Source organism: Stenotrophomonas sp. ZAC14D2_NAIMI4_6, from assembly GCF_003086875.1.
GTDB lineage: Bacteria > Pseudomonadota > Gammaproteobacteria > Xanthomonadales > Xanthomonadaceae > Stenotrophomonas.
This window is the reverse complement of sequence record NZ_CP025996.1, coordinates 2,073,535-2,099,549: the sequence shown is the minus strand read 5'-3', so window position 1 is coordinate 2,099,549 and position 26,015 is coordinate 2,073,535. Positions and strand designations below refer to the sequence as shown.

Sequence of the window (26,015 nt, the reverse complement as noted above, 5' to 3'; positions counted from 1 at the left end):
ATGGACAGCCACATCCAGCGTGGCTTTGCTGACATCGATCCCGATCCCAAACATGGCAGAACTCCGCTAGGCTGACAGGGTCGAGAGCTCCCCCCGCTTGCCCAGTCTTATCAGTTCGAGCGCCAACTCAACCAACTGTTCGGGCGGTTCAGGGAGAATCCGGCGTGGGGACCCAAGCTACTTCACGGTCGCAAGACCTGGATCCACACGGTCGCCCACGCCGGGCTCTCGGCACCCAAGGTGCCAGATCGGCAAGAGATAAGATCCACGCCATGCGTGGATGAAACCAGACGCGGCACGGAATTTCGGATTACTTGCATGGACCTGGGCATGTGCAGCGTCCATCGTGATGAATCCAACTGCCGCCGATGAGATGCCTGCGCCATGCCCCGCGTCGCCCTGCCCATTGCCATCACTGGAAGCCCTTCAGCCACCGCGCAGCCGCTGGCCCTGGATCCGGATTCCCTATCGGCGCTCCAGCAGGCAATGCGGGCCTTCGGCGAGTTCCAGCAGCCCTACTCTGCCCCGGCATGTCCGGACGACCCCGACGCCGGGGTGATCGACGCGACGGTCGAAGTGTCAGTCGGCAGCCTGCGGGACGACGCACAGGTCATCATTCTGGACGACGATTCCGGTGACGCACCACGGCGCTATCTGGTGCTGGATCAAGCGTGGTGCGATTTCCCTGCCGGGACGGTCCTGAGCGTTCAGGCAGATCTGGCCACCGCCATTGCGGGCGACGACGTCAGCCCGGAGCGTTCACGCGCCGAGGCAATGCTCACGTTCCTGGACTACGTGCCGCTCAGCGTGGTCGGCGTGCATGCTGAAGATGCCCTGGGCTCGGCGAATGACATCTTCCTGCGGCAGTTCATCGCAAGTTCCATGGGCCCGATCGTTCCTGACGCAACCCTCGCGGCCTGGGAAGGCGTGCTGCCCGACCTGCTGCTGGCCTTGTGGCGGCGCGATGGGTTTGCACGCTACCGAAGCGACCGTCTTGCATTGATCGATCCCGGCCGATATGCCGCCATCACTGCGGCATTTCTGGACGGACATCCACTGCTGGATCGCGATCAGTTCCACGCGTACGCCGTCACGGCATTCGGGCAGATCCTGCTCTGCGGGGCAACCACCTCCATACATATCAGTGTCGATCCGCATACCGGGCAGGTTTCGGCAGATACAGCGCCCCCACTGCCGCGCAGTGCAGCTGCACGCAATCAGGAACTGGAGTGCCTGCTGGACGCCCTGGACGGCCCCTACCTGGATGCCACCGACGACGACGAGCAGCCGCTGTACGAATGCGCGTACGAACGGCTGGGCCCGCTGGCTTCGAATGAGATCTACAGCTTCTCGCCTGCGGTCGCTGAGGCAGGCTGGAATGCCGCCCATCTGGTGAAGCGCGATCGCCTGACCGAGCTGCAGACCTTGGCCGCGAAGATGGAGCAGTAGATCCACGCCATGCGTGGATGGGTGATTGCGCGCACGCGTGCGTGCCAACCAAGGTTGGCACCTACCAGTGCAGGCCCCATGCCGACCAACGGTCGGCATCCACCGCGTCAGCGGGCCAGGGCGACTTCGCTGCCGGCGTGCTGCTGGCGCAGCCACTGGGCCAGGTCGCGCGGGCTGAGTGGGCGTGAGTACAGGTAGCCCTGGATCTCGTCGCAGCCCTGGCGGCGCAGCATGTCTTCTTCCTGGTGCGTTTCCACGCCTTCGGCCACCACCTTCATGCCCAGGGCGTGGCCCAGGTGCACGATGGCCTGGGTCACTTCGGCCGTACCCGAGTCGTGCAGCATGCCCTGCACGAAGCTCCGGTCGATCTTGAGCCGCCCCACCGGGAAACGATTCAGATAGTTCAGGTTGGAGAAGCCGGTACCGAAATCATCCACCGCCAGCGGTACGCCATGCCGTTCCAGCACATCGAAACAGTGGCGCAGGATGTCGGTGTCACGGATCAGCGCCGACTCGGTCAGTTCCAGTTCCAGCCGCTGCGGCGGCCAGCCGTGGGCGTGGCAGATCTCGATCACGCGTTCGGCAAAGCCGCGGTCGCGCAGCTGCACGGCCGACACATTCACCGCCACGCGTTCGAAGCACAGACCCGCGCGGTCCCACGCCGCAGCCTGGCGGCAGGCCTCGTTCAGCACCCAATCGCCGATACGGACGATTTCGCCGCACTTCTCCGCGATGGGAATGAACTCGGCCGGGCTGCAGTAGCCGATGCCGGGGCGGTGCCAGCGCAGCAGCGCTTCGATTGCCGGCGGTTCGCCGTTGTGTGCGTGCAACAGCGGCTGGTAGGCCAGGCTGAACTCTTCGCGCTCGATCGCGCCGTGCAGGCCGTGTTCGATCTCCAGGCGGCGCTGGATGCGGGCCAGGGCGTCCTGGCTGTAGTACTGATACGTGTTGCGCCCGGCTTCCTTGGCCGCGTACATGGCCGCGTCGGCAGCGCGCAGCAGCGAATCGAAATCGGTCTGTGATTCACCCAGCATGGCGATGCCGACGCTGGCCCCGACCTTCAGTGTGGTGTCGCCACGACGCAGCGGCTCGGCCAGCGAGCCAATCAGCTTGCGTGCCACATGGCCGGCATCCTCCGGCTCGGCCAGGTCGCGCAGCACCACGATGAATTCGTCACCACTGAAGCGGCCGAACAGGTCGTTGTTGCGCAGGTTCTGGTGCAGGCGGGTTGCAGCGGCCTTCAGCAGCGCATCGCCGGTGGCGTGGCCGAAGCTGTCGTTGATGTTCTTGAAACCGTCCAGGTCGATGAACAGCATCGCCAACGAAGTGCCACGGTCACGCGCCTCTTCGATGGCTTCGGCGGTCTGCTCGCCCAGCAGCACCCGGTTGGGCAGGCCGGTCAGCAGGTCGTAGTGGGCCAGCAGTTCGATGCGCTCGCTGGCCTCGCGTTCGCGGGTGATGTCACGGAACAGGACCACGTAGCGGGCCGGCAGGCCGTCGCGTCGATCCAGTTCGATCAGCACCTGCACCCACACACGCAGGCCGGACTGGCGGTAGAAGCACAGGTCCAACTGCTCGGGCAGCCCACCATTGGAAATGCGGCCGAGCGCGGCCTCGAACGCGTTGCGCGAGTCCTCGGTGTACAGCGCCAGCGCCTGGTCCAGGGTGATCGGTTCCTTGCGCAGGCCGTGGATGCGGTAGCACTCCTCGGTCCATTGCATGTGCCGGGTGGACACTTCGATTTCGCAGCCGCCAATCCGCCCCAGCGCCGACACGCGATTGAGCAGCTCGGTGCGCCAGCGGATGAGCGCGTCGGTCTGGTGTTGTTCGGTGATGTTCTGCACCTGGCCGAGCAGGCGCTTGGGCTGCCCGTCCATGTCCAGCAACGGCTGCATCCACAGGCGCAGGTGCTGCGAGGGCTCGCTGCCGCGGGTCAGTTCCAGGTCCAGGTTGGCGGCGCGGCCGTCGCGCCACAGGCGCCGCCAGGCGGCACGCAGCGCGCCGCGCGAGCGCGGATGCAATTGCTTCAGCCAGCGCCGCTGGCCGGGCACGCTGCCCTGCTCCAGCGCCAGCAGCGAGCGCAGCTCGGGCGACCACCAGAAGCGGTGGTTCTGCGGGTCGAACGACCAGCTGCCCATGCTGGCGATGCGCTGGGCTTCGCTCAGGTGCAGCTGCTGTTCCTGCAGCAGCGCTTCCAGCTGCTTCTGCTGTTCGATATCGGTATGGGTGCCGACCATGCGCAGCGGCTGGCCGTCGGCGGTACGTGCCACCACCCGGCCGCGATCCAGCACCCAGCGCCAGTGGCCATCGCCCTGGCGGAAGCGGAACTGCGCGCTGTACTGCTCGCTGTGCCCGCGCAGGTGCTCGTCCAGCACCGCGCGCACATCGGCGATATCGTCCGGGTGAACCCGGCCCAGCATCTCGGTAGCGCTTTCGTCGCCAAGGGCGGGCGTGCGCAGCACGCGGTCGGTGGGAATATCCCAGTCCCACAGGCTGTGGCCGGCACTTTCCAGGGCCAGCGCCCAGCGCCCGCCGCCGGTCAGCGGTACCGGCTCAGGCACGCTGAGGGTGAAGGCCAGCAGGTTGCCATTGCCATCGTGCACGGCGCGCAGGTGTCCGTCGTAGTGCCCCTGCGGCCCGCCGGGCAGCGAGCACGGCACGATGCCGCCGTCGGCTGCCAGCAGGCGCAGGTCTTCCAGCATGGGGGCATAGGCCGCCAAGGTGGCCGGCAGCCCATGTTCGCGCGCGGCCGGATTGGCCGCCAGCGGGCGGCCACTGCGGTCGACGATGACCAGTGCCGACGCGAGCGGATGCTGCAGCAGGCTGGCGATGATCCCTTGGTCCACGCGATCTAGCTCCGGAAAGACGCGCCCGACAGCGGGGCATGCAGTCCTTAACGGCCCGCCGCGGGGATAATTGAGTGGCCATCGCACACCCGCACGGTAAGATGGCTGGCGCCCCTCCCTACTGCCCCTGTCCATGCCCGCAGACCCGACCGGCACCGACCCAGATTCCGCCCTGCGGATGGCGCAGTCGTTGCGGCGCGACCGTCGCCGGGTGGTGCTGAGCTATCTGATGATGGCGCTGGCCTGGATCATTGCCTCCGATGGCGCGGTGAACGGGTTCGTGCTGGACCCCCAGCAGGCCGCCTTCTGGCAGAGCGTGAAGGGCGCGTTCTTCGTATTCGCCAGCGCCGGCCTGCTCTACCTGCTGCTGCGGCCGCTGGCCGAGCACGTGCTGGCCACCCATGCGCGGCTGCAGATGTCCGAGACCCGCCTGCGGCAGATGTTCGAGGGCAACCCCGGGCCGATCCTGGTGTACGACCTGGACAGCCTGGCCATCCTGGATGCCAACCCCGCGGCATGCCTGGCCTTCGGCTGGGAACGCGAGGAACTGCTGGCCCGCACGATCGAGATCCTGTGGCCGCCCGGCCAGGACCAGGCGCTGCAGACCAAGCTGGAGGCGATCCGCGAAGCGCCCGAGCAGCTGTGCATCCTGCGCGCGCAGCTGCAGCTGCGCGACGGCAGCCTGCGGCAGATGGAGCTTCGTTCCAATGCCATCGACTATGACGGCCACAACGCCCGCCTGCTGATCGCCATTGATCGCACCGCTGAAGACCTGGCGCAGCTGCGCCGTGACCAGGCGCTGGCGCGGGTGGAGGAAGCCCACGAGCTGGCGCGCATCGGTGCCTGGGAACTGGACCCCGCCAGCGGCCTGGGCCGCTATTCCAACCAGGTCTACCATCTGCTGGGGCGGCGCCCGCCCGAGGCCCGGCGCTGGCACCGCTTTGACGAACTGCTGGTGCCGGCCGACCCGGCCACTGCCGCGCAGACCGAACAACTGTTGGCCGACCTGTGCGCCGGCGAACCGGTCCAGGTGGACGTGCTGCTGCCGCTGCTGGCCATGGATGGGCGCGCCCTGATGGTGCACCTGCGTGCGACCAGCGGCCGCGATGAAGCCGGCCGCGAACGCGTGCTGGGCACGCTGCAGGACGTGACCGAGCGCGAGCAGTCGCGGCGCCTGCTGCGTGAGCGCGAAGAACAGTTCCGCGAACTGGTGCGGGTGCTGCCGGACGGCGTGGTGATCCTGTCCGAAGAACATGTGCTGTACGCCAACGCCTGGGCCGCCGCCCTGTTCGGCTACGGCAGCCATGCCCTGCTGGGCGAACCGCTGTCGGCGCTGGTGAACGGCGCCGATCTGCAGCGGGTGCGCGCCCAGTTGCGGGCCGGCCAGCCGCAGCACAGTCCGGGCCACAGCAGCGTGGCGGTCATGCAGCGCGCCGACGGCCGCCACTTCCATGCCGGCCTGGCGGTGGGTGAAGTGCGCTACGGTGGCCGCGACTGCAAGCTGCTGATCGTGCGCGACCTGAGTGAAGCCGAACGCACCCGCAGCGCGCTGGAAAACAGCAACCGCGAACTGCAGGCCATGGCCGGGCGCCTGTTCTCGCTGCAGGAAGACGAGCGCCGGGCGATCTCGCGCGACCTGCACGATGACATCGGCCAGGCGATCACTGCCATGAAGCTGTCGGCCTATGCCGCGCAGGACGAACAGGACCCCGCCCGCCGCGGCGAGGACCTGGCGCAGATCGTCAGCCTGGCCGACACCACCGTGGCCAAGCTGCGCGACATTTCCACCCTGCTGCGCCCGCCACAGCTGGATGCGCTGGGCCTGGAAGCCGCCCTGAGCTGGCAGGCGCGGGTGCTGTTCCGATCGTCGCCGGTGGAGCTGCTGGCCGACATTGACGCGCTGCCGACCCGCCCGGACAACAGCATCGAACAGGCCTGCTTCCGCATTGCGCAAGAAAGCCTGACCAACGCCCTGCGCCACGCGCGCGCCAGCCAGGTGCAGCTGCAGCTGCGCGACCTGGGCCAGCGCGGCCTGCACCTGCAGATCCGCGATGATGGCGAGGGCTTCGACCCCGATGGCCCGCGTGGCCTGGGCCTGATCGTGATGCGCGAGCGCGCGCAGAGCGTGGGTGGGCACGTGCATATCGCTTCGGCGCACGGCGCCGGCACCCTGGTCGATGTCCACCTTCCTTACCAGGCCGCCATGACGGCGGCCGTCGAGTCTCCGGAACACTGAACCATGTGGAACCCCAACCTGCCCCCGGTCAGCATTGACGACGCCCCCGACCGGCTGGGCGCCGGCAACCCCGAACTGCAGGCCATGGTGGCCGAGGCGGCCTCTGGCGGCACCCCGCTGATGCTGATGCACGTGGACATCGACCACTTCGCTTCGGTGAACGAGAACATGAGCGCCGAAGTGGGTGACCAGGCGCTGGTGCTGGTGGCCCAGCGCCTGCAGTCGTACCTGCGCGGGCGCGGGAAGCTGTGGCGGCACGGCAGCGATGAGTTCCTGATTGCCGTACCGCGCACCGCCGACCTGCCGCTGCCGGAAGACTTCGCCGAAGCGATCCGCCAGCAGATGGAGCTGCCGCTCTCTGTGCTGCCGTACACCCTGTTCATGACCGGCAAGCTGGGCGTGAGCCTGTGCCCGGAACATGCCAGCAGTGCATCGCGGCTGCTGGACCACGCCGAAGATGCGCTCTACCAGGCGGCCCGCGAAGGCGGCAATGCGGTGCGCATCCACGCGGTGGACACCCCGCCCAGCGCGCACAGTGAAAGCATCATTGCCCGGCAGATCGTCGATGCCATTCCCAATGGCGAACTCAAGCTGCGTTACCAGCCGCTGGTGAGCGCGCGCGACGGCCACGTGGTGGGCATGGAAGCGCTGCTGCGCTGGCAGTCACCCACCCTGGGCATGCTCGTACCGGAGCGCTTCATGCGCACCGCCGAACGGCTGGGCATCATCGTGCAGATCGGCACGTGGGTGCTGGAAGGCGCACTGAAGCAGGCGCGTCTGTGGCGCGACCAGGGCTTCGACGATTTCACCATTGCAGTGAACGTGTCGACCCTGCAGCTGCTGCGCCCGAACTTCTTCGCCGAAGTGATGTCGTTGATGCAGGCCGCCGGCGTGCCGGCGCACATGCTGACGCTGGAGATCAACGAAAGCGCGCTGACCAACAACGTCAATTTCGTGCACGAAACCCTGGCCAACCTGCGCAATGAAGGCATCAGCCTGAGCCTGGACAACTTCGGCACCGGCGATTCCAGCCTGAGCGCGCTGGTGCGCTACCCGGTGGACAAGCTGAAGATCGACCGCAGCTTCATCAAGAGCGCCCCGGCCGGCAATCGCGAGGCGGCCATCGCCCGCGCGATCATCGCCATGGGCCACCAGCTGGGCATGACGGTCATTGCCAACGGCGTGGAATCACAGGCCCAGCTGGGCTTCCTGCGCCGCAACGACTGCGATGTATTCCAGGGCTATCTGTTCGGCGAGCCGATGTCGGCCGATGCCGCCGGCATGACCCTGCGCCGCCGCTACCTGCGCCCGGAAGCCTTCGCCGAAACGCGCCCCGACCGCACCCTGCTGCTGCTGGATGACGAGGAAAACGTGCTGCGTTCGCTGGTGCGCCTGTTCCGCCGCGACGGCTACCGCATCCTGGCCGCCGGCAACGTGCGCGATGCCTTCGATCTGCTGGCGATCAACGACGTGCAGGTGATTCTGTCCGACCAGCGCATGAGCGATATGAGCGGCACCGAATTCCTGGGCCGGGTGAAGATGCTGTACCCGGACACGATCCGGCTGGTGCTGTCCGGCTACACCGATCTGAACACGGTGACCGATGCGATCAACCGCGGTGCGATCTATCGCTTCCTGACCAAGCCATGGAACGATGACGAGCTGCGCAAGCACATCCACCAGGCGTTCCGCACGTATGAAGAGCAGCGCCGCAGCAATGCAGGCCCGGCGCTGGCCGAGCCGCTGGAAGGTGGCGAGGATCGTTCGCCGTTGCGGTGACCGATCTGTAGAGTCGAGCCGTGCTCGACTGCGGCAAAAAGCAGTCGAGCATGGCTCGACTACAGAAGCGAGGTCAGCGCGGCTGCTTGATCGGCAGCACCACGCGGAAGCGCGAGCCCACGCCCGGGGTGCTGTCCAGATCGATGCGGCCGTGGTGCTTGTTGATGATGCTGTAGGAAATCGACAGGCCCAGCCCGGTGCCACTGCCCACCGGCTTGGTGGTGAAGAACGGATCGAAGATGCGCTGGCGCAGTTCCGGCGAAATGCCACCGCCGGTGTCTTCGAACTCCACCCACACGGTCTCGCCATCCACGCCGGTGCGCACGGTGATGGTGCCGCGCTCGGCAATGGCATGGCCTGCGTTGAGCAGCAGGTTCATGTACACCTGGTTCAGTTCCGAAGGCAGGCATTCCACCAGCGGCAACTGGCCGAACTGGCGTTCCAGGGTGACCTTGTACTTGAGCTCGTTCCAGATGATGTTGATGGTCGATTCAAGGCCGGCATGCAGGTCCACCAGCTTCCACGACTCGTCGCGGCCGGAGTACGAGAAGTCCTTCAGGTCGCGCACGATGCGGGTCACCCGCTCGATGCCTTCGCGTGATTCGGCCATCAGCTGCGGCAGATCCCGGCTGATGAAATCGATGTCCAGGCGGTCACGGATATCGTCGATTTCCGGAATCAGCGCCTTCGGATCGGGCGCGCGCAGGGCGCGTTCGTAGGCTTCGATCACCGTGAACAGACTGCGCAGGTATTCCTGCAGGCTGCCCAGGTTGGAGTGCACGTAACCGATGGGATTGTTGATCTCGTGCGCCACGCCAGCGGCCAGCTGGCCGATGGAAGCCATCTTTTCCGACTGCAGCAGCTTTTCCTGGGTGCCGTTCAGACGCAGGTACGCCTGGCGCAGTTCGGCATGGCGCTGCTGCAGCTCGCGTTCGTAGTCTTCCTGCCCTTCAATGCGCTGGAACAGCGCCAGGTAGTGACTCTGGCCGCCCTCGCCATGGTGGTACAGATGGGCGATGACCACGCCCTCGCCAAGCGGCAGGCTGCCACTCCAGGCGCCCTGCTGCCGGGCCTGTTCAAGGGCGTCGGGGGGTAGCAGTTCGCGCAGGCGCTGGGCCGGTGCGGCCGCACTGTCGGCGTTGCCCAGCAGGTGCTGGGCGGCCGGGTTGGCCAACGCCACCTGCCCGTCTGCGGTGAACAGCAACAGCCCTTCGCGCAGGCGTTCCAACAGGGCCTGCAGCACGGGCTGGGAAGGAAGGGGGGCGGTAACCAGGGCGTTGGCGGCGGACACGGCGACTCGGGGGCTTGCGAACAGGCGCCCAATATACGCGCTCCGGCTGCGGGTCACAGCCCGCCCGGTGGCGGCCAGTGGCCGCCGGGGAATCAGGCGACGGCCAGCGGCCGGCGCGCGGTAACGGTGTGCGACTGGCCCTTGGCGTCGTAAGCCGAGGCGTCTTCGGTGCGGCCGAGCTGGCGCAGCGCCCAGTTGACCTCGCGGCGGCGGCGCGACAGCAGCACGCCGTTGGCGCGGTTGCGCTCGGCCAGTTCCTGCAGCTGTTCGCCCTGCCCGACCGGCGGCGTGCCTTCCAGCGCACGCAGCGCTTCCAGCTTGGCCCCGGTGGCGCGGATCAACGCATGCACGTCGTGCTCGACCAAGGCCTGGCGTTCAACGTCCAGGGCCTCGGCAAGGCGCTGCAGCGGCTCGCTCATGGCCGCGCTCATCCCTGCAGCTGCTGGTCCAGCTCGAGCATGCGCGAAGCAATCGCGTCCGGATTGATCTTGTAGGTGCCGTTCTGCAGCGATTCGCGCACTGCGGCCACGCGCTGGGCGTCGATCGCCGGGGCGGTGCTCAGGTCGCGTTCGATGGCCTGCAGGTTGGTGGCTTCGCCGGTCAGGCGCAGGCTGTCAGCTGCTTCCACCGGGCGGGCAGCCGAATCGCTGCTGACGCCGGGCTTGCTGGCCGGGGTCGTCACGCCGCGCAGGGCCTGCGGGATCTGCAGATTGCCGTCGATTTTCTGGCTCATGGGGTGTCCTGGAGTTGCCGTACACAAGGGATAACGGCCGCTGGGCCGTGATCTTTAGGGATTTTCCAAACTTTTTCAACGCGCCACGATTACGTCACCGGCCGCATCCACCACGCCCTGCACGATGCGGCGGGTGGACAGGTTTTCGACCGAAACGCGGTCGTTGTGCCCGGCATCGCCCAGGGCGCGGCCGGCAATACGTACTTCCACGGCGCCGGTGCGGGCGACCAGGGCTACATTGTCTCCACGCTTGATGAGACGCTGTGCCAGCAGGTCATTGGCCGACAGCAGGCTGCCTGCCGCCAGCGGACGGCGCGCAATGCGCCCCACCGCCGCGGCCGGGTCGGCCAGCACGGCGCCGGCAATACGGGCCGCGTCACGCGTGGCAGTGCTGATATCGGCCGCACTGAGGGTTTCTCCAGTGGCGATGCCACGGGTCAGCACCAGCACGGTCTGGTTGTGCCGCACCTTCACCGGCACGAACAGGCGCCAGCCGCCCGCATCGGGGCAACTCACCTCGACGGTGGTATTGGCGGTGGGCTGCACTGCCAGCGGCTTGCCACACTGCGGCAGGCGCAGCGCATCGGCCACGATGGCCTCGCCTTCGCTGCCGGCCGCCAGGGTGGACAGCGCTGCGGCACGAATGCTGGAAACGGGCTGCCACTGCGCGGCCTGCGCCCACGGCGCGGCCATCGCGAGCGCGGCGGCTACTAGTAATGTCATCCGGCGCATGGCGCCTCCTGGGTTCGCTGGGACCTGGCCCGGAAGAATGCAAGCGCCGTGCCAGCCCGCCCCTGCAGCGTCGAGCGTGCTCGACGTCCTTCTGTAGAGTCGAGCCATGCTCGACTGCACGGCACATCAGTCGAGCATGGCTCGACTCTACAAGAGCCGGAAGTCGAGCATGGCTCGACTCTACAAAAGGTCTCAAGTTCGGCGGGCACCACGCCGATACAGCAGCCATGTCCCATGACCTGCTCAACCGGATCGACCAGCGGACCCGACTGGCCGGCCACAATCGCCTGGCGCTGCTGCTGTTCCGTCTCGGCGGACGTCAGCTTTTTGGCGTCAATGTCTTCAAGGTGCAGGAAGTGCTGCGCCGGCCCGAGCTGTTCCAGGTGCCCGGCCTGCCCGGCCAGTTCGCCGGCGTGGCCGACGTGCGCGGCCGCTCGGTGCCGGTACTGGACCTGGGCCTGGCCATCGGCCACCCCGAGCGTGAACCGGATGCGGACACCGCACCGGGCTACCTGGTGGTGACCGAGTTCAACCGCTCGATCCAGGGCTTCCTGGTCAGCGGGGTGGAACGCATCGTGAACATCGCGGTGGAGGACATCCACCCGCCGCCGGAGCTGGGCGCCGAATCGAGCTACCTGACCGCCGTCACCCGCTTCCAGGGCGAGCTGATCCAGGTGATCGACGTGGAAAGCGTGCTGGCCGACATTGCCCAGGTGCGCGGCGAAGCCGTGCTGGACCCGGCCATGGCCATGCCTGCCGACGCGCCGCAGCTGCAGGTGCTGGTGGTGGACGACTCGCGGGTGGCCCGCCAGCAGATCCGCAGCGTGCTGGACCAGCTGGGCGTGGGCGCTACCCTGCTGTCCGACGGCAAGCAGGCGCTGGACCACCTGCTGCAGATCCACGCCTCGGGCGAAAACCCGGCCGAACGCTACGCCATGGTCATTTCCGATATCGAAATGCCGGCCATGGACGGCTATACGCTGACGACAGAAATCCGGCGCCACGCCGGCCTGTCCGGGCTGTATGTGCTGCTGCACACCTCCCTGTCGGGCGTATTCAACAATGCGATGGTCGAACGCGTGGGCGCCAATGCCTTCGTGGCCAAGTATTCGCCGCACGAACTGGCGGACTTCGTGCTGGACCGCCTGCGCAAGGTGGCCATGGCGGCGTAAGGCCGCCCACAGGGTCGGATCCCCGCAGGGGCTCTGACCCCGCGCCCTCCGCCAGCCCCGATGGGGTCAGAGCCCCTGCGGGGATCTGACCCCGTCGCGCTTCCCCTGCCCTGTTGGGGTCGGATTCCCGCAGGGGCTCCGACCCCTTCTCGCTTTTGGCACACCGCTTGCAGCTTCCCGGGCAACGTTCCTGTGGGAGTGCATCGTGCGCAACCTGATTACCGATTACCTGGGTGTCCACGCCCAGGCCATGCCGTTGCGCGAACAGCGCATGAAGCTGATCGCCAGCAACCTCGGCAACGCCGACACCCCCGGCTACAAGGCCCAGGACCTGGACTTCGATGCCGCCCTGCGCCACGCCCAGGGGCTGGATGCCAACGGCCTGATGACCACCACCAACGAGCAGCACTACGAAATCAGTAGTGGACTGAACCCGTTCCAGGTGGCCCGCGAAGGGGTGCAGCCCAGCCTGGACGGCAACACCGTCGACCCCGTTGCAGAGCGCGCCGCCTATGGCCGTGCCGCCCTGGAATACCGCGCCTCGCTCAGCTTCGTAGAAAGCAAGGTGCGTTCCATGCTGACCGCGATCACGGGGCAATAAGCCATGAGCAATCTGCCGATCTTCGATATCGCCGGTTCCGCGCTGCAGGCGCAGTCGGTGCGCATGAGCACCATCGCCTCCAACCTGTCCAACGCTGACAGCATCGCCGGCTCGGCCGACGCGGTGTACAAGCCGCTGGAGCCGATCTTCCAGGCCGTCACCAGCAAGACCGATCCGAATGTCACTTCGGTGAAGGTGAAGGAAATCAGCCAGAGCGAAGCAGCGCCGATCAAGCGCTACGAGCCGGGCCACCCGCTGGCCGACGCCGAAGGCTACATCTACCAGCCCGACGTGGACCCGGTGGCGCAGATGGTCAACCTGATCTCGACCTCGCGCAATTACCAGGCCGGCGTGGAAATGCTGACCACCGCCAAGGAACTGGCCCTGGCCACCCTGACCATGGGCCGCTGAGGCCCGCTGTACCGGATACCGCCATGAGCACCGCCGTCAACAATCAGACCAACCAGGACGTCTACGCCGCCCTTGGCCTGAACGCCCCCAACAGCACCAACACCAAGAAAAAGAACACCCTGGACCAGGCCGATTTCCTGCGCCTGATGACCGAACAGCTGCAGCACCAGGACCCGCTGAAGCCGATGGACAACACGCAGATGGTCGCGCAGATGGCGCAGATGTCAACTGTGCAGGGCATCACCGATCTGAACACCACGGTGCAGGGCTTCCAGGCGTCCATGGCCAGCGACCAGGTGCTGCGAGGCGCCGCCCTGGTTGGCCACGAAGTGCTGGTGCCTTCCGAGAAGCTGGTGCTGGAAGAGGAAGGTGATGTGAGCGGCACCGTCGCTGCACCTGCCGCTGGCATCGTGACCGTCGACGTGACCGATGCCAACGGCGCCAAGGTGACCTCGATCAGCGTGGAAGCCAAGGCCGCCGGTGAAGTCGCATTCCAGTGGGACGGCAAGGATGCCAACGGCAACCGCATGGCGCCGGGCAAGTATTCCATCGTCGCCAACCACGTCGACACCGCCGGCACCAGCACCAAGCTGTCCACCTATGTGCAGGCGCCGGTTGAAAGCGTGACCGTCGGCTCTGACGGCCTGTATCTGAACCTGAAGGGCCTGGGCACGGCCCCGATCGACTACGTGCTCCGCGTCAGCTGAGCCGCACATCCCGCATCTACCAGGAGCATCCCATGGGCTTCAACATCTCGCTGTCCGGCATCAATGCCGCCAACTCCGACCTGAGCGTCACCGCCAACAACGTCGCCAACGCCAACACCACCGGCTTCAAGGAATCGCGCGCCGAGTTCGCCGATCTGTTCTCGGCCACCAGCTATGGCCTGGCCAAGAACCAGGTGGGTTCGGGCGTGCGCGTCTCCAACGTCGCCCAGCAGTTTATCCAGGGCAACAATGAACAGACCGGCCGTGGCCTGGACATGGCGATTTCCGGCGAAGGCTTCTTCACCATGAACATGAACGGTGCGCGGGTCTATTCGCGCGCCGGCAATTTCCAGACCGATCCGGCCGGCTACGTGGTGAACCCGCAGGGCGCCCGCCTGCAGGTGTTCGCGCCGAACGCCGATGGCACCAACTTCGATGCCGGCCGCCTGGTGGATCTGCAGTTGCTGACCACCGACAGCCCGCCCAAGCAGACCAGCGAAGTAAAGGTGGGCTTCACCCTGCCGGCCAACGCCAAAGTGCCGACGGTGAACCCGTTCGACCCCACCGACTCCAACAGCTACAACCACTCCAGCGGCGGCATTACCGTGTATGACTCGCTGGGCGTCAGCCACACCCAGGTGTCCTACTTCGAAAAGCTGGCCGGTGTGAACCAGTGGCGCGTGCACAACTACGTCGATGGCGTAGCCGCAGGGACGCCGACCGACCTGACCTTCGACAATGCCGGCAAGCTGACGGTGCCCGCCAATGGCCAGATCAGCCTGGGCACCTTCACCCCGCCGACCGGCGCTGGCGCGCTGAACATGACGCTGGACGTGTCCGGTTCGACCCAGTACGGCGAGAAGTTCGCCCTGCGCAACACCCAGCAGGATGGCTACGCGGCCGGCAAGCTCAACGAGGTCACCGTGTCGGAAACCGGCGTGGTGTTCGCCCGCTATTCCAATGGCGATGACAAGGCACTGGGCCAGGTGGCACTGACCACCTTCAACAATACCCAGGGCCTGGAGCAGAAGGGCAACAACCTGTGGGTGGAGACCTTTGATTCGGGCACCCCGCGCACCAGCCCTCCGGACACCTCGAACATGGGCAAGATCCAGGCCGGCGCGCTGGAATCGTCCACCGTGGACCTGACCGAGCAGCTGGTGAACATGATCGTGGCGCAGCGCAACTTCCAGGCCAACGCGCAGATGATCACCACGCAGGACCAGATCACCCAGACCGTCATCAACATCCGTTGATGAGCTGCTGACCCTGTCACGGAACTTCCCGCATGGATAAAGCCCTTTACGTGGCGATGACCGGTGCCCGCGCCTCCCTGCAGGCGCAGGGTACGCTCAGCCACAACCTCGCCAACTCGGACACCCCCGGCTTCAAGGAAGCGCTGGCCAACACCGAAGCCTTCCCGATCCGTGGGCAGGGCTACGCCTCGCGGGTGGATGCGCTGCACGTCGACGCCGGTTTCAACCGCAGCGCCGGCGCGCAGCACATCACCGGCAAGCCGCTGGACCTGTCGTTGCAGACCGGCACCTGGCTGGCCGTGCAGGCCACCGATGGCAGCGAAGCCTACACCCGGGGGGCCGCGCTGTCGGTCACCCCCAACGGCCAGCTGGTGACCTCCAGCGGCCGTGCGGTGCTGGATGACAACAACAACCCCATCGCCATTCCGCCCTACCAGGCAATGGAAGTGGGCAACGACGGCACGATCTCGATCATTCCGCAGGGCGAAGGCCCGCAGACCATGGCGATGATCGGCCGCATCAAGATCGTGCAGGCGCCGGACGAACGGCTGGAGCGCGGCCTGGACGGCCTGTTCCGCAACACCGACCCGCAGCAGCCCTTCGCCCAGGCGCAGGGCGCCACCGTGCACAGCGGCCAACTGGAAGGCAGCAACGTGGATGCCGCCGGCGCGCTGGTGCAGATGATCCAGCTGCAGCGGCAGTACGAGATGCAGGTGCAGGTGATCAAGCACGGCGACGACAACGCGCGCAGCGCCAACAGCCTGCTGCGCCTGGGCGGCTGACGGAATTCCGGCGCCGGCGTTGGCCGGCGTTGGCACACCGCTTGCACAGCCTTCACCAACGGCCGCACCGCGCGGCCCGCTTCAGCCAGACAGGATTCCGAAGATGAACCAGGCATTGTGGATCGCAAAAACCGGACTGGATGCGCAGCAGACGCGCATGTCGGTGGTTTCCAACAACCTCGCCAATACCAACACCACCGGTTTCAAGCAGGACCGCGCCAGCTTCGAAGACCTGCTGTACCAACAGGTGCGCCAGCCCGGCGGCGCCAGTTCGGCACAGACGCAGCTGCCGACCGGCCTGCAGCTGGGTACCGGCGTGCGCGTGGTGGCCACCTCGAAGAACTTCGAACAGGGCAGCCAGCAGCAGACCGGCCGCGCGCTGGACGTGATGGTCAACGGCCGTGGCTTCTTCGAAGTGCAGCTGCCCGATGGCAGTTCGGCCTACACCCGCGATGGCTCGTTCAAGATCAACCAGGACAGCGAGCTGGTAACCAACACCGGCTATCCGGTGCAGCCGGGCATCCAGATTCCCGAAGGCGCGCAGTCGGTCACCATCGGCAGCGACGGCACCATCAGCGTAAAGATGGCCGACGACGCCGCTTCGGTGGAAGTGGGCGCACTGACCCTGACCGATTTCGTGAACCCGGCCGGCCTGCAGGCCCGTGGTGAAAACCTGTTCCTGGAAACCACCGCCTCGGGCCCGGCGCAGAACGGCAACCCCGGCCTGAACGGTCTGGGCACCGTGGTGCAGGGTGCGCTGGAAGGCAGCAACGTGAACGTGGTGGAAGAGCTGGTGTCGATGATCGAAACCCAGCGCGCCTACGAAATGAACGCCAAGGCCATTTCCACCACCGACGCCATGCTGGGCTATCTGAACCAGAACGTCTGATCGAGACCATCGGGATACCGCCATGTCGTCCATCACTACCCTCGCCCGCACCGCGCTGTGCTGCGCCGTTACTGCCCTGCTGGGCGGCTGCGTGATTGCCGGCGACGTGCGCCCCTACCCGGCCATGGCCCCGGTGCAGCCGATCGTGCCGATGCAGGCCGCGCCCACCGCCGGCGCCATCTATGCCGCCGGCCCGACGCTGAACCTGTATGCCGACCGCCGCGCCCGCGATGTCGGTGATCTGCTGACCATCACCCTGCTGGAAAACACCACCGCGCAGACCAGTGCGAACACCGCCACCAGCAAGGAATCGGGCCTGACCATCGGCTCACCCTCGCTGTTCGGCGCACCGGTCACCCTGGGCGGCAAGGACATCCTGAGCGCCAGCGCCAATGGCGAACGCGAGTTCACCGGCAAGGGCAACAGCGCGCAGAGCAACCGCCTGCAGGGCAGCGTGACGGTCACGGTGGTGCAGCGCCTGCCCAACGGCAACCTGGTGGTGCAGGGGCAGAAGAACCTGCGCCTGAACCAGGGCGACGAACTGGTGCAGGTGCAGGGCATCGTGCGCCCCGGCGACATCAACCAGGACAACACCGTGCCGTCCAGCCGCGTGGCCGAGGCCCGCATCGTCTATGGCGGCCGTGGTGCCGTGGCGCAGTCCAACGCCATGGGCTGGCTGAGCCGCTTCTTCAATTCGGCGCTGGCGCCGTTCTGAGTACTGTCATGAACTCTCTCTTCTCTTCCACGTGGCAGCGACGCATGGCGTCGCTCTACGGAGCATTCTTCCTGCTGCTGGCCGTGGCGGCCCCCGCCAGTGCCGAGCGCATCAAGGACCTGGCCCAGGTGGGCGGCGTGCGCGGCAACGCGCTGGTTGGCTACGGCCTGGTGGTGGGTCTGGATGGCAGCGGCGACCGCACCAGCCAGGCGCCGTTCACCGTGCAGAGCCTGAAGAACCTGCTGGGCGAGCTGGGCGTGAACGTGCCGGCCAACGTCAACCCGCAGTTGAAGAACGTCGCCGCCGTGGCGATCCACGCCGAACTGCCGCCGTTCGCCAAACCGGGCCAGCCGATCGACATCACCGTGTCTTCCATCGGCAACGCCGTATCGCTGCGCGGCGGCTCGTTGCTGATGGCGCCGCTGCGCGGTGCGGACGGCCAGATCTATGCCATTGCTCAGGGCAACCTGATCGTGGGCGGCTTCGGTGCGCAGGGCAAGGATGGTTCGCGCGTGTCGGTGAACGTGCCAAGCGTGGGCCGCATTCCCGGCGGTGCCACCGTTGAACGTGCGCTGCCCGATGTGTTCGGCGCCAACGGCGAGATCACCCTGAACCTGCACAACAACGACTTCACCACCGTCTCGCGCATGGTTGGCGCGCTGAACAATGCCTTCGGTGAAGGTGCCGCACGTGCGGTGGACGGCGTGACCGTGGCCGTGCGCGCGCCGACGGATCCCGGTGCACGCATTGGTCTGCTGGCCCGCATTGAAAACCTGGAACTGACCCCGGGCAGCGCCCCGGCCAAGGTGGTGGTCAATTCGCGCACCGGCACCGTGGTGATCGGCCAGCAGGTGCGCGTGGGCCCGGCGGCGATCTCGCACGGCTCGCTCACCGTCACCATCCAGGAAAACGCCAACGTCAGCCAGCCCAACGCGCTGGCCGGTGGCCAGACCGTGGTAACCCCGCAATCGACCATTACCGCCACCAACGATGGCAGCCGCATGTTCAAGTTCAGCGGCGGCACCAGCTTGGACGAGATCGTGCACGCGGTGAACGCGGTGGGTGCCGCGCCGGGCGACCTGATCGCGATCCTGGAAGCCCTGAAGCAGGCCGGTGCGCTGAGCGCCGAGCTTGAGGTGATCTGACATGCGCATCACCCCCGCCCTTGAGCTGCACCCGACGCAGCAGAACGATCCGGCCAAGATCGACAAGGTCGCACGCCAGCTGGAAGGCCAGTTCGCGCAGATGCTGGTGAAGAGCATGCGCGATGCCAGCTTCGGCGATTCGCTGTTCCCGGGTGAAAACAAGGTCTTCCGGGACATGTACGACCAGAAGATTGCCGAGACCCTGACCCGCGGCAAGGGCCTGGGCCTGCACGAATCCATCGCGCGCCAGTTGTCTGGCAACCAGGGCGATGCCCCGGCGCTGGACACCCGCGTGGACCCGGCCAAGGCCAGCCGTGCTTACCAGTTGAACGCACCGGCGCAGGCGCCGTCGCTGCCGCTGGAGGACGCCAGCAACGCACTGCGCATCCTGCAGCAGATGTCCGCCGGCGTGCAGGACGGCGCGCAATCGTCGGTGGCACCGATGGAACAGGCGCTGGACCTGATTGCCGGCCGCGAAAGCAGCAGCGCGCACCGTGCGCTGGGCACCGAGGATCCGTACGCCAGCAATATCGGCGGCGCCGATTGGGCCGCCGCCAGCGACCAGTGGGCGCCCACGGCCAGCAACCGTGGCAGCACCGGCACCGCCGCCGACGCGCTGGCCAGCCGCACCGCCGTGGCCCAGCTGGGCGCGCACACGCCGGAAGGCTTCGTGGCCAGCATCTGGCCGCACGCGCAGAACGCGGCCAAGGAACTGGGCGTGGATGCCCGCGCCCTGGTCGCCCAGGCCGCGCTGGAAACCGGCTGGGGCAAGCGCCAGATCAAGCATGCCGACGGCAGCACCTCGCACAACCTGTTCGGCATCAAGGCCACGGGCTGGAAAGGCCAGAGCGCGGTGGCAGGCACCCACGAATACGTGGATGGCGTGCGCCGTAACGAAACCGCCAGCTTCCGCGCCTACAGCTCGCCGGCCGAAAGCTTCGCCGATTACGTGCGCCTGCTGAAGACCAGCCCGCGCTACCAGCAGGCCCTGCAGGCCGGCACCGATGTACAGGGCTTCGCCCGTGGCCTGCAGCGTGCCGGCTATGCAACGGACCCGAGCTACGCCGCCAAGATCGCCGCCATTGCCGGTGGCCCGACCATCGAACGCGCGGTTGCCGCGGTGACCGATGCCGGCGCCCGCCTTGGCCAGACCTTCGCCAGCACCGCAACCGCGGCGCTGGGTATCACCCGCCGTTGAGGAACCCCATGTCCAGCGTCCTTTCCACCGGTACCAACGCCCTGCTCGCCTTCCAGCGTGCCCTGGCGACGACCAGCCACAACGTCGCCAACATCAACACGCCCGGCTACAGCCGGCAGAAGGTCGACTTTGCCACCGCCACCCCGCAGAACTTCGGGTATGGCGAGGTTGGCAACGGTACCCGCATCGTCGATATCCGACGCGCCGCCGACCAGCTGGCGATCTCGCGCCTGCTCGACAGCAGCGGCGAGCTGGCGCGGCTGCAGCAGCTTTCCACCATGGCCGACCGCGTTGATGCGCTGTTCTCGGACACCGCCACCAACGTGTCGGGCATGTGGTCGAACTTCTTCGACACCGTCAGCGGCCTGTCGTCCAACGCCGCCGGCACCGCCGACCGGCAGAACATGCTCGACAGCGCCAACGCGCTGGCCAATCGCTTCCAGCAGCTCAACACCCATCTCAACAATCTCAATGGCGAGGTCAACAATGGCCTGATCGGTGGCGCCACCGAGGTCAACCGCCTGGCATCGGAGATCGCGCAGATCAACGGCGCCATCGGCACCAACATCGCCGGCGCCTCGCCGGACCTGCTGGACCGCCGCGACCAGCTGGTCGCGCAGCTGGTGGGCTACACCGGTGGCACTGCCGTCATCCAGGACGGTGGCTTCATGAACGTCTATACCGCCGGCGGCAACGCCCTGGTGGTGGGCACGACGGCATCGAAGGTGACCACCGTCGCTGATCCCTACCAACCCGAGCGGCTGCAGCTTGCCCTGCAGACCCAGAGTGGCACGATCACCCTGGACCCGAAGGCCGTAGGTGGCCAGATCGGCGGCCTGATGGAGTTCCGCGACACCGTACTGACCCCGGCCCAGGCCGAACTGGGCAAGATGGCTGTCGGCCTGGCCGAGACCTTCAACAGCGGCCACCGCAACGGCGTGGATCTGTATGGCCAGATGGGCGGTGACTTCTTCAATCTGGGCGCCCCCCGCGTCACCGGCAACACCGCCAACACCGGCACCGCGAGCATCAGCGCCAGCTACGGTGACCTGTCCAAGCTGGACGCCCAGAACATCGTGCTGAAGTACGACGGTACCCAATGGCAGGCCAGCCGCGCCGATACCGGCGCCACGATTCCCATGACCGGCACCGGCACCGCTGCCGACCCGCTGGTCATCAGCGGCGTGGAGCTGGTGGTAGGCGGAAACCCGGCCACCAACGATCGCTTCCTGCTGCAGCCCACCGCAGGCGTCGCCGGCAGCCTCAGCGTGGCAATCACCGATGCCTCGCGCATTGCCGCGGCGGCCGCGATCAAGGGCGCGGCTGCGCTGGCCAACACGGGCACCGGAAAGCTCAGCGGCGTGACCGTCACCGACGCCAGCAATGCCAATCTGCGCAATCCGGCGGCCATCGTGTTCACCTCGGCCACCACCTACACCATTGATGGTGGCGCACCGCAGACCTACACCCCTGGCCAGACGATCAGCGCCAATGGATGGAGCTTCGTGCTGGATGGTGCGCCCAAGACCGGCGACACCTTCAACATCACGCCCACTCCTGCCGGCTCATCGGACAACAGCAACGCCATCGCCCTGTCCAAGGTGGAGGATGCAAAGGCATTCAACGGTGGTACGGTCACCCTCAACGGTGCATTGGGCGGGCTGACCACCCAGGTGGGTGCCGCCGCGCGCTCGGCCGAGTACTCGCTCAGTGCCCAGCAGGTCATCACCGACCAGGCGCAGTCGGCACGCGATTCCATTTCCGGGGTCAACCTGGACGAAGAAGCCGCTGACATGCTTCGCCTGCAGCAGGCCTACCAGGCGGCTTCACAGCTGATCTCCACCGCCGACAACATGTTCCAGACCATCCTGCAGGCGGTGCGCTGATGAACAACCGCATTTCCACCAGCATGATGTTCAGCCAGTCCGTCTCGCTGATGATGTCCAAGCAGGCAAAACTGAGCCACCTGGAACAGCAGATCGCCACGGGCAGCAAGATCGTCACCGCCAAGGACGACCCGGTGAACGCCGGCGCCGCCGTGGGGCTGGATCGCACTCTGGCGGCGCTGGAACGCATGAAACTCAACGCGGGCAACGTACAGAACCGGCTGGGCGTGCAGGAAAACACCCTGGCCCAGGTGGGCGACATGATGGGCCGTATCAACGAGCTGACCATCTACGCCAATAATCCGGCGCTGGCCCCGGCCGACAAGCAGTCCATGGTGACCGAAATCAAGGCAATCCGGGACAACCTGCTGTCACTGGCCAACTCGAGCGATGGCACTGGTCGCTACCTGTTCGGTGGTACCAATGACAGCAACCCGCCGTTCTCGCAGGTGGGTGGCAGTGTGGTCTACAGCGGCGACCAGACCCAGCGCCAGGTGGAGGTCGGACCGGACACCTACGTGCGTGATGCCCTGCCCGGCAGCGAGGTCTTCCTGCGCATCCCCACCGGCGACGGCTTTGTCGATGGTGGCCCGGCCGCTGGCAACACCGGTACGGGCGTGCTGACCAACATCACCCGTGACGGCACTGACAACTGGAACGGGCAGGCCTTCAGCGTGCGCTTCACCGCTGCCGACACCTACGAGGTGTTGGATGCGGGCGGTACGGTGGTGGGCAATGGCACGATGAAGTCCGGCGATGATCTGGTGGTCAACGGTGTGCGCCTGCACATCGATGGCAAACCTGCCGCCGGTGACAGCTTCTCGGTCACCCCGTCCAGCAGTCGCGACATCTTCGGCACGCTGGATTCGCTGATCGGCGCGCTGGAAGCCGACACGGGAACGCCGCAGACCCTGGCCGTACAGCAGAACGCGCTGCAGAGCAGCCTGCGGGATGTCGCCCGGGCCGCCGAGCGGATGATCGACGCCCGCGCCTCCGGCGGCGCACAGCTGAAGGCGCTTGACAACGCCGCGGACATGCGTGAATCCAATGGCGTGACCCTGAAGACCACCCTGTCGCAGATGCGCGACCTGGACTACGCCGACGCGCTGAGCCAGTACCAGCTCGAGAATACTGCGCTGCAGGCCGCGCAGACCCTGTTCGCACAGATGCAGCAGATGTCGCTGTTCAACAAGCTCGGCTGAGCCGACGGGGCCTGGCCCCTTCACCGCTGAACCCCTCAAGGCCGCGATGCCCAGCATCGCGGCCTTTTTCGTTTGTGTTACCGGTGCGCGGTAGCGCCGGGCCACGCCCGGCGAAACACATCGCCCTTCAGCTTCGCGCACCAGCGCCGATACCTCCACTGGCGCCGTTCGGAACCACCCCGACCGCCCTTTCCGGGGCCCGCCCCGCCCTGGACCAGGGCAGGCCAAACCCCGGAAAAAGCAGCCCCACGCGACGAATTACGGCCCCGACGAAATTCCCGCCTAAAGGTTGTTGACAAAGCGCCGTTATTCATTTGGCAACGGCGAAGCACACAGCCAAACAAAAAAAACAGGCGGCGCTTCGTTTCATTCACCAACGGGTTCCATATAAGAGGAGACGACCCCATGGCACAGGTAATCAACACCAATACGATGTCGCTCAACGCTCAGCGCAACCTGAGCACCAGCGGCAACTCGCTGGCCACCACCATCCAGCGCCTGTCGTCTGGTTCGCGCATCAACAGCGCGAAGGACGACGCCGCCGGCCTGGCGATCTCGGAGCGCTTCGGCACCCAGATCCGCGGCCTGGACGTGGCCATCCGCAACGCCAACGACGGCATCTCGCTGGCCCAGGTCGCCGAAGGTTCGCTGAGCGAAGTCGGCAACAACCTGCAGCGCATCCGCGAACTGGCCGTGCAGGCCTCCAACGCCACCAACTCGGCCAGCGACCGCAAGGCGCTGCAGGCCGAAGTGACCCAGCTGGTTTCGGAAGTGGACCGCGTTGCCAAGCAGAGCGACTTCAACGGCACCAAGCTGCTGGACGGCAGCTTCACCAGCCAGCTGTTCCAGGTGGGCGCCAATGCCGGCCAGGCCATCGCGATCAACAGCGTGGTCAACGCCAAGGCCGATGCGCTGGGCGCGGTCAACTTCGCAAACGCCTTCGTTGGCACCGCGCTGGGCACCGACAAGGCTGCTGCGGACACCACCTACTCGCAGCTGCAGGTCATCGTGACCCCGCCGGGCGGCAGCGCCACCACGGTCAACATCGGCGATATCTCGGTCAAGGCCGGTGAATCGATCAGCGCCGCCACCGCCGCCGCGATCAACAACAAGATCGGCGAAACCGGCGTGCTGGCCAAGGTCGACGCCGGGGTGATCAGCCTCAGCTCGGTCAAGGATGGCCAGACCTTCACCCTGGGTACCGCGGGCCCCGCTTCCACGGTCACCGGTGCCGTCCCGACCGATCTGGCCAACGTCGGCCTGACCCAGTCCAGCACCAACGGCGGCACCCTGACCGGCGTCACCAGCACCTTCGTCAAGGACCTGGACGTCAGCAGCGCCGAGGGCGCGCAGAAAGCCCTGTCCATCGTCGACAAGGCACTGGAGTCGGTGAACAGCGTACGCGCCGACCTCGGCGCCATCCAGAACCGCTTCACCTCGGTGGTGGCCAATCTGCAGACCTCCTCGGAGAACCTGTCCGCTTCGCGCAGCCGCATCCGCGATACCGACTTCGCCAAGGAAACCGCTGAACTGACCCGCACGCAGATCCTGCAGCAGGCCGGCACGGCGATGCTGGCCCAGGCCAACCAGGTACCCCAGAACGTGCTCAGCCTGTTGCAGCGCTGACATGAGCCGCCCCCGAAGCACGTCGGGGGCGTCTAACCCAACTCACGTGCAACCGCTCAAGGACCTCTCCTCATGGCACAAGTCATCAACACCAACACGATGTCGTTGAATGCTCAGCGTAACCTGAGCACCAGCGGCGCCTCGCTGGCCACCACCATCCAGCGCCTGTCCTCCGGTTCGCGCATCAACAGCGCCAAGGATGACGCCGCCGGTCTGGCGATCTCCGAGCGCTTTGGCACTCAGATCCGCGGCACCGACGTGGCCATCCGCAACGCCAACGACGGCATTTCGCTGGCCCAGGTCGCCGAAGGTTCGCTGACCGAAATCGGCAACAACCTGCAGCGTGTCCGCGAGCTGTCGGTGCAGGCCGCCAACGCCACCAACTCCTCCAGCGACCGCAAGGCGCTGCAGGCCGAAGTGACCCAGCTGGTTTCGGAAATCGACCGCGTCGCCAAGCAGTCGGACTTCAACGGCACCAAGCTGCTGGACGGTTCGTTCTCCAGCCAGCTGTTCCAGGTCGGCGCCAATGCGGGCCAGGCCATCGCCATCGACAAGACCATCGATGCCAAGGCCAATGCCCTGGGCGGCGCGCAGTTCGCCACCGGCGCCCTGGCTGTCACCATCCCGGCTGACGGCACCACCGCTGCCAACATCACCGGCCTGTCGATCACCGACAGCAAGGGCAACGCTGTCACCTTCGCCGACCTGAAGGTCGAAGCCACCGGCACCGCCGCTGGCACCCAGAAGGCTGCAGCTACCGCCCTGTCAGCGGCGATCAACGCCAAGATCGGCGAAACCGGCGTCTATGCCGAAGTCAACACCGCCGGCACCGGCGTGGACCTGACCTCGGTCAAGGACAGTGTGGACAAGGACGGCGCCTTCAAGGGCTTCGCCGTGGCCGTCACCGGTGGCACCTTCACCGCTGGCCAGACTGCCCCGGCCGTGGCCGCCAAGCAGTTTGCCGACAAGATCGACGTGTCCACCGTGAAGGGTGCACAGCAGGCGATGGAAGTGGTCGACAAGGCCCTGGGTGCGATCAACAGCACCCGCGCTGACCTCGGTGCCATCCAGAACCGCTTCACCTCGGTCGTGGCCAACCTGCAGACCTCGTCGGAAAACCTGTCGGCGTCGCGTAGCCGCATCAAGGACACCGACTTCGCCAAGGAAACCGCCGAGCTGACCCGCACCCAGATCCTGCAGCAGGCCGGTACGGCCATGCTGGCCCAGGCCAACCAGGTGCCGCAGGGCGTGCTCAGCCTGCTGCGCTGATACGCACCTTGATCCATCTCCGGGCGCTGGCTGAGCCGGCGCCCGGATTCTGAAACTGAATCACGCTCCACCTCCGCCAAAGGAAAAAGC

The 26,015-nt window shown here is 66.6% G+C and carries 22 protein-coding genes; 17 read left to right on the top strand and 5 right to left on the bottom strand.

Annotated features, from left to right (window positions below):
- Positions 1-384 precede the first annotated feature (384 nt).
- Complete coding sequence (locus C1933_RS09595; protein WP_108753059.1) at positions 385-1,449, top strand: GAD-like domain-containing protein; 1,065 nt, start codon at positions 385-387, stop codon at positions 1,447-1,449.
- 107 nt (positions 1,450-1,556) lie between these two features.
- Here C1933_RS09595 and C1933_RS09590 read toward each other — a convergent pair whose 3' ends face one another.
- Complete coding sequence (locus C1933_RS09590; RefSeq protein WP_108753058.1) at positions 1,557-4,295, bottom strand: EAL domain-containing protein; 2,739 nt, start codon at positions 4,293-4,295, stop codon at positions 1,557-1,559.
- A gap of 133 nt (positions 4,296-4,428) precedes the next feature.
- Between C1933_RS09590 and C1933_RS09585 the strand changes: the two genes are divergently transcribed.
- Together C1933_RS09585 and C1933_RS09580 are read left to right on the top strand one after the other, a co-directional pair.
- A complete protein-coding gene (locus tag C1933_RS09585; protein ID WP_108753057.1) occupies positions 4,429-6,531 on the top strand; it encodes a PAS domain-containing sensor histidine kinase in 2,103 nt (700 codons plus the stop codon).
- 3 nt (positions 6,532-6,534) lie between these two features.
- A complete protein-coding gene (locus tag C1933_RS09580) occupies positions 6,535-8,310 on the top strand; it encodes an EAL domain-containing protein (RefSeq protein ID WP_108753056.1) in 1,776 nt (591 codons plus the stop codon).
- A 73-nt stretch (positions 8,311-8,383) separates the two neighbouring features.
- Here the strand turns inward: C1933_RS09580 and C1933_RS09575 are convergent, their stop codons facing one another.
- The 4 genes from C1933_RS09575 to flgA form a co-directional block, all read right to left on the bottom strand.
- Positions 8,384-9,601, bottom strand: a complete 1,218-nt coding sequence (locus tag C1933_RS09575; RefSeq protein ID WP_108749586.1) for an ATP-binding protein — start codon at positions 9,599-9,601, stop codon at positions 8,384-8,386.
- Between the two features lie 92 nt (positions 9,602-9,693).
- Positions 9,694-10,032 carry a flagellar protein FlgN gene (locus C1933_RS09570; protein WP_108749585.1) on the bottom strand — a complete coding sequence of 113 codons (339 nt, stop codon included), beginning with the start codon at positions 10,030-10,032 and terminating at the stop codon, positions 9,694-9,696.
- Complete coding sequence (flgM, locus tag C1933_RS09565; protein WP_108749584.1) at positions 10,029-10,334, bottom strand: flagellar biosynthesis anti-sigma factor FlgM; 306 nt, start codon at positions 10,332-10,334, stop codon at positions 10,029-10,031. Before flgM ends, C1933_RS09570 begins: the two co-directional genes overlap by 4 nt.
- A 75-nt stretch (positions 10,335-10,409) precedes the next feature.
- Positions 10,410-11,057, bottom strand: coding sequence for a flagellar basal body P-ring formation chaperone FlgA (gene flgA, locus C1933_RS09560; RefSeq protein WP_199911428.1), 648 nt, complete (start codon positions 11,055-11,057; stop codon positions 10,410-10,412).
- 236 nt (positions 11,058-11,293) lie between these two features.
- On the opposite strand from flgA, the gene C1933_RS09555 reads away from it, so the two are divergent.
- From C1933_RS09555 to C1933_RS09490, 14 genes are all read left to right on the top strand, one after another.
- Complete coding sequence (locus C1933_RS09555; protein ID WP_025879111.1) at positions 11,294-12,238, top strand: chemotaxis protein; 945 nt, start codon at positions 11,294-11,296, stop codon at positions 12,236-12,238.
- Between the two features lie 205 nt (positions 12,239-12,443).
- Positions 12,444-12,839, top strand: coding sequence for a flagellar basal body rod protein FlgB (gene flgB / locus C1933_RS09550; protein ID WP_108753054.1), 396 nt, complete (start codon positions 12,444-12,446; stop codon positions 12,837-12,839).
- A 3-nt stretch (positions 12,840-12,842) separates the two neighbouring features.
- On the top strand, positions 12,843-13,250 hold the full coding sequence (gene flgC, locus C1933_RS09545; protein WP_108749581.1) for a flagellar basal body rod protein FlgC: 408 nt from the start codon (positions 12,843-12,845) through the stop codon (positions 13,248-13,250).
- 23 nt (positions 13,251-13,273) lie between these two features.
- A complete protein-coding gene (locus tag C1933_RS09540) occupies positions 13,274-13,957 on the top strand; it encodes a flagellar hook capping FlgD N-terminal domain-containing protein (RefSeq protein WP_108753053.1) in 684 nt (227 codons plus the stop codon).
- 32 nt (positions 13,958-13,989) lie between these two features.
- On the top strand, positions 13,990-15,213 hold the full coding sequence (flgE, locus tag C1933_RS09535; protein WP_108753052.1) for a flagellar hook protein FlgE: 1,224 nt from the start codon (positions 13,990-13,992) through the stop codon (positions 15,211-15,213).
- A 32-nt stretch (positions 15,214-15,245) separates the two neighbouring features.
- A complete protein-coding gene (locus C1933_RS09530) occupies positions 15,246-15,995 on the top strand; it encodes a flagellar basal body rod protein FlgF (RefSeq protein ID WP_108749578.1) in 750 nt (249 codons plus the stop codon).
- A 103-nt stretch (positions 15,996-16,098) separates the two neighbouring features.
- Complete coding sequence (gene flgG, locus C1933_RS09525; RefSeq protein ID WP_049461063.1) at positions 16,099-16,884, top strand: flagellar basal-body rod protein FlgG; 786 nt, start codon at positions 16,099-16,101, stop codon at positions 16,882-16,884.
- A 22-nt stretch (positions 16,885-16,906) separates the two neighbouring features.
- Positions 16,907-17,599, top strand: a complete 693-nt coding sequence (gene flgH / locus C1933_RS09520; RefSeq protein ID WP_108753051.1) for a flagellar basal body L-ring protein FlgH — start codon at positions 16,907-16,909, stop codon at positions 17,597-17,599.
- Positions 17,600-17,643: 44 nt separating this feature from the next.
- On the top strand, positions 17,644-18,744 hold the full coding sequence (locus tag C1933_RS09515; protein WP_199911427.1) for a flagellar basal body P-ring protein FlgI: 1,101 nt from the start codon (positions 17,644-17,646) through the stop codon (positions 18,742-18,744).
- Between the two features lies 1 nt (position 18,745).
- On the top strand, positions 18,746-19,942 hold the full coding sequence (flgJ, locus tag C1933_RS09510) for a flagellar assembly peptidoglycan hydrolase FlgJ (protein ID WP_108753049.1): 1,197 nt from the start codon (positions 18,746-18,748) through the stop codon (positions 19,940-19,942).
- 8 nt (positions 19,943-19,950) lie between these two features.
- Entirely contained in the window at positions 19,951-21,828 is a 1,878-nt protein-coding gene (flgK, locus tag C1933_RS09505; RefSeq protein WP_108753048.1) for a flagellar hook-associated protein FlgK, read from the top strand.
- Positions 21,828-23,030, top strand: a complete 1,203-nt coding sequence (gene flgL / locus C1933_RS09500; protein WP_108753047.1) for a flagellar hook-associated protein FlgL — start codon at positions 21,828-21,830, stop codon at positions 23,028-23,030. Before flgK ends, flgL begins: the two co-directional genes overlap by 1 nt.
- A gap of 405 nt (positions 23,031-23,435) precedes the next feature.
- Entirely contained in the window at positions 23,436-24,656 is a 1,221-nt protein-coding gene (locus tag C1933_RS09495; protein WP_108753046.1) for a flagellin, read from the top strand.
- Between the two features lie 72 nt (positions 24,657-24,728).
- Complete coding sequence (locus tag C1933_RS09490; RefSeq protein WP_108753045.1) at positions 24,729-25,925, top strand: flagellin; 1,197 nt, start codon at positions 24,729-24,731, stop codon at positions 25,923-25,925.
- Positions 25,926-26,015: the final 90 nt, after the last annotated feature.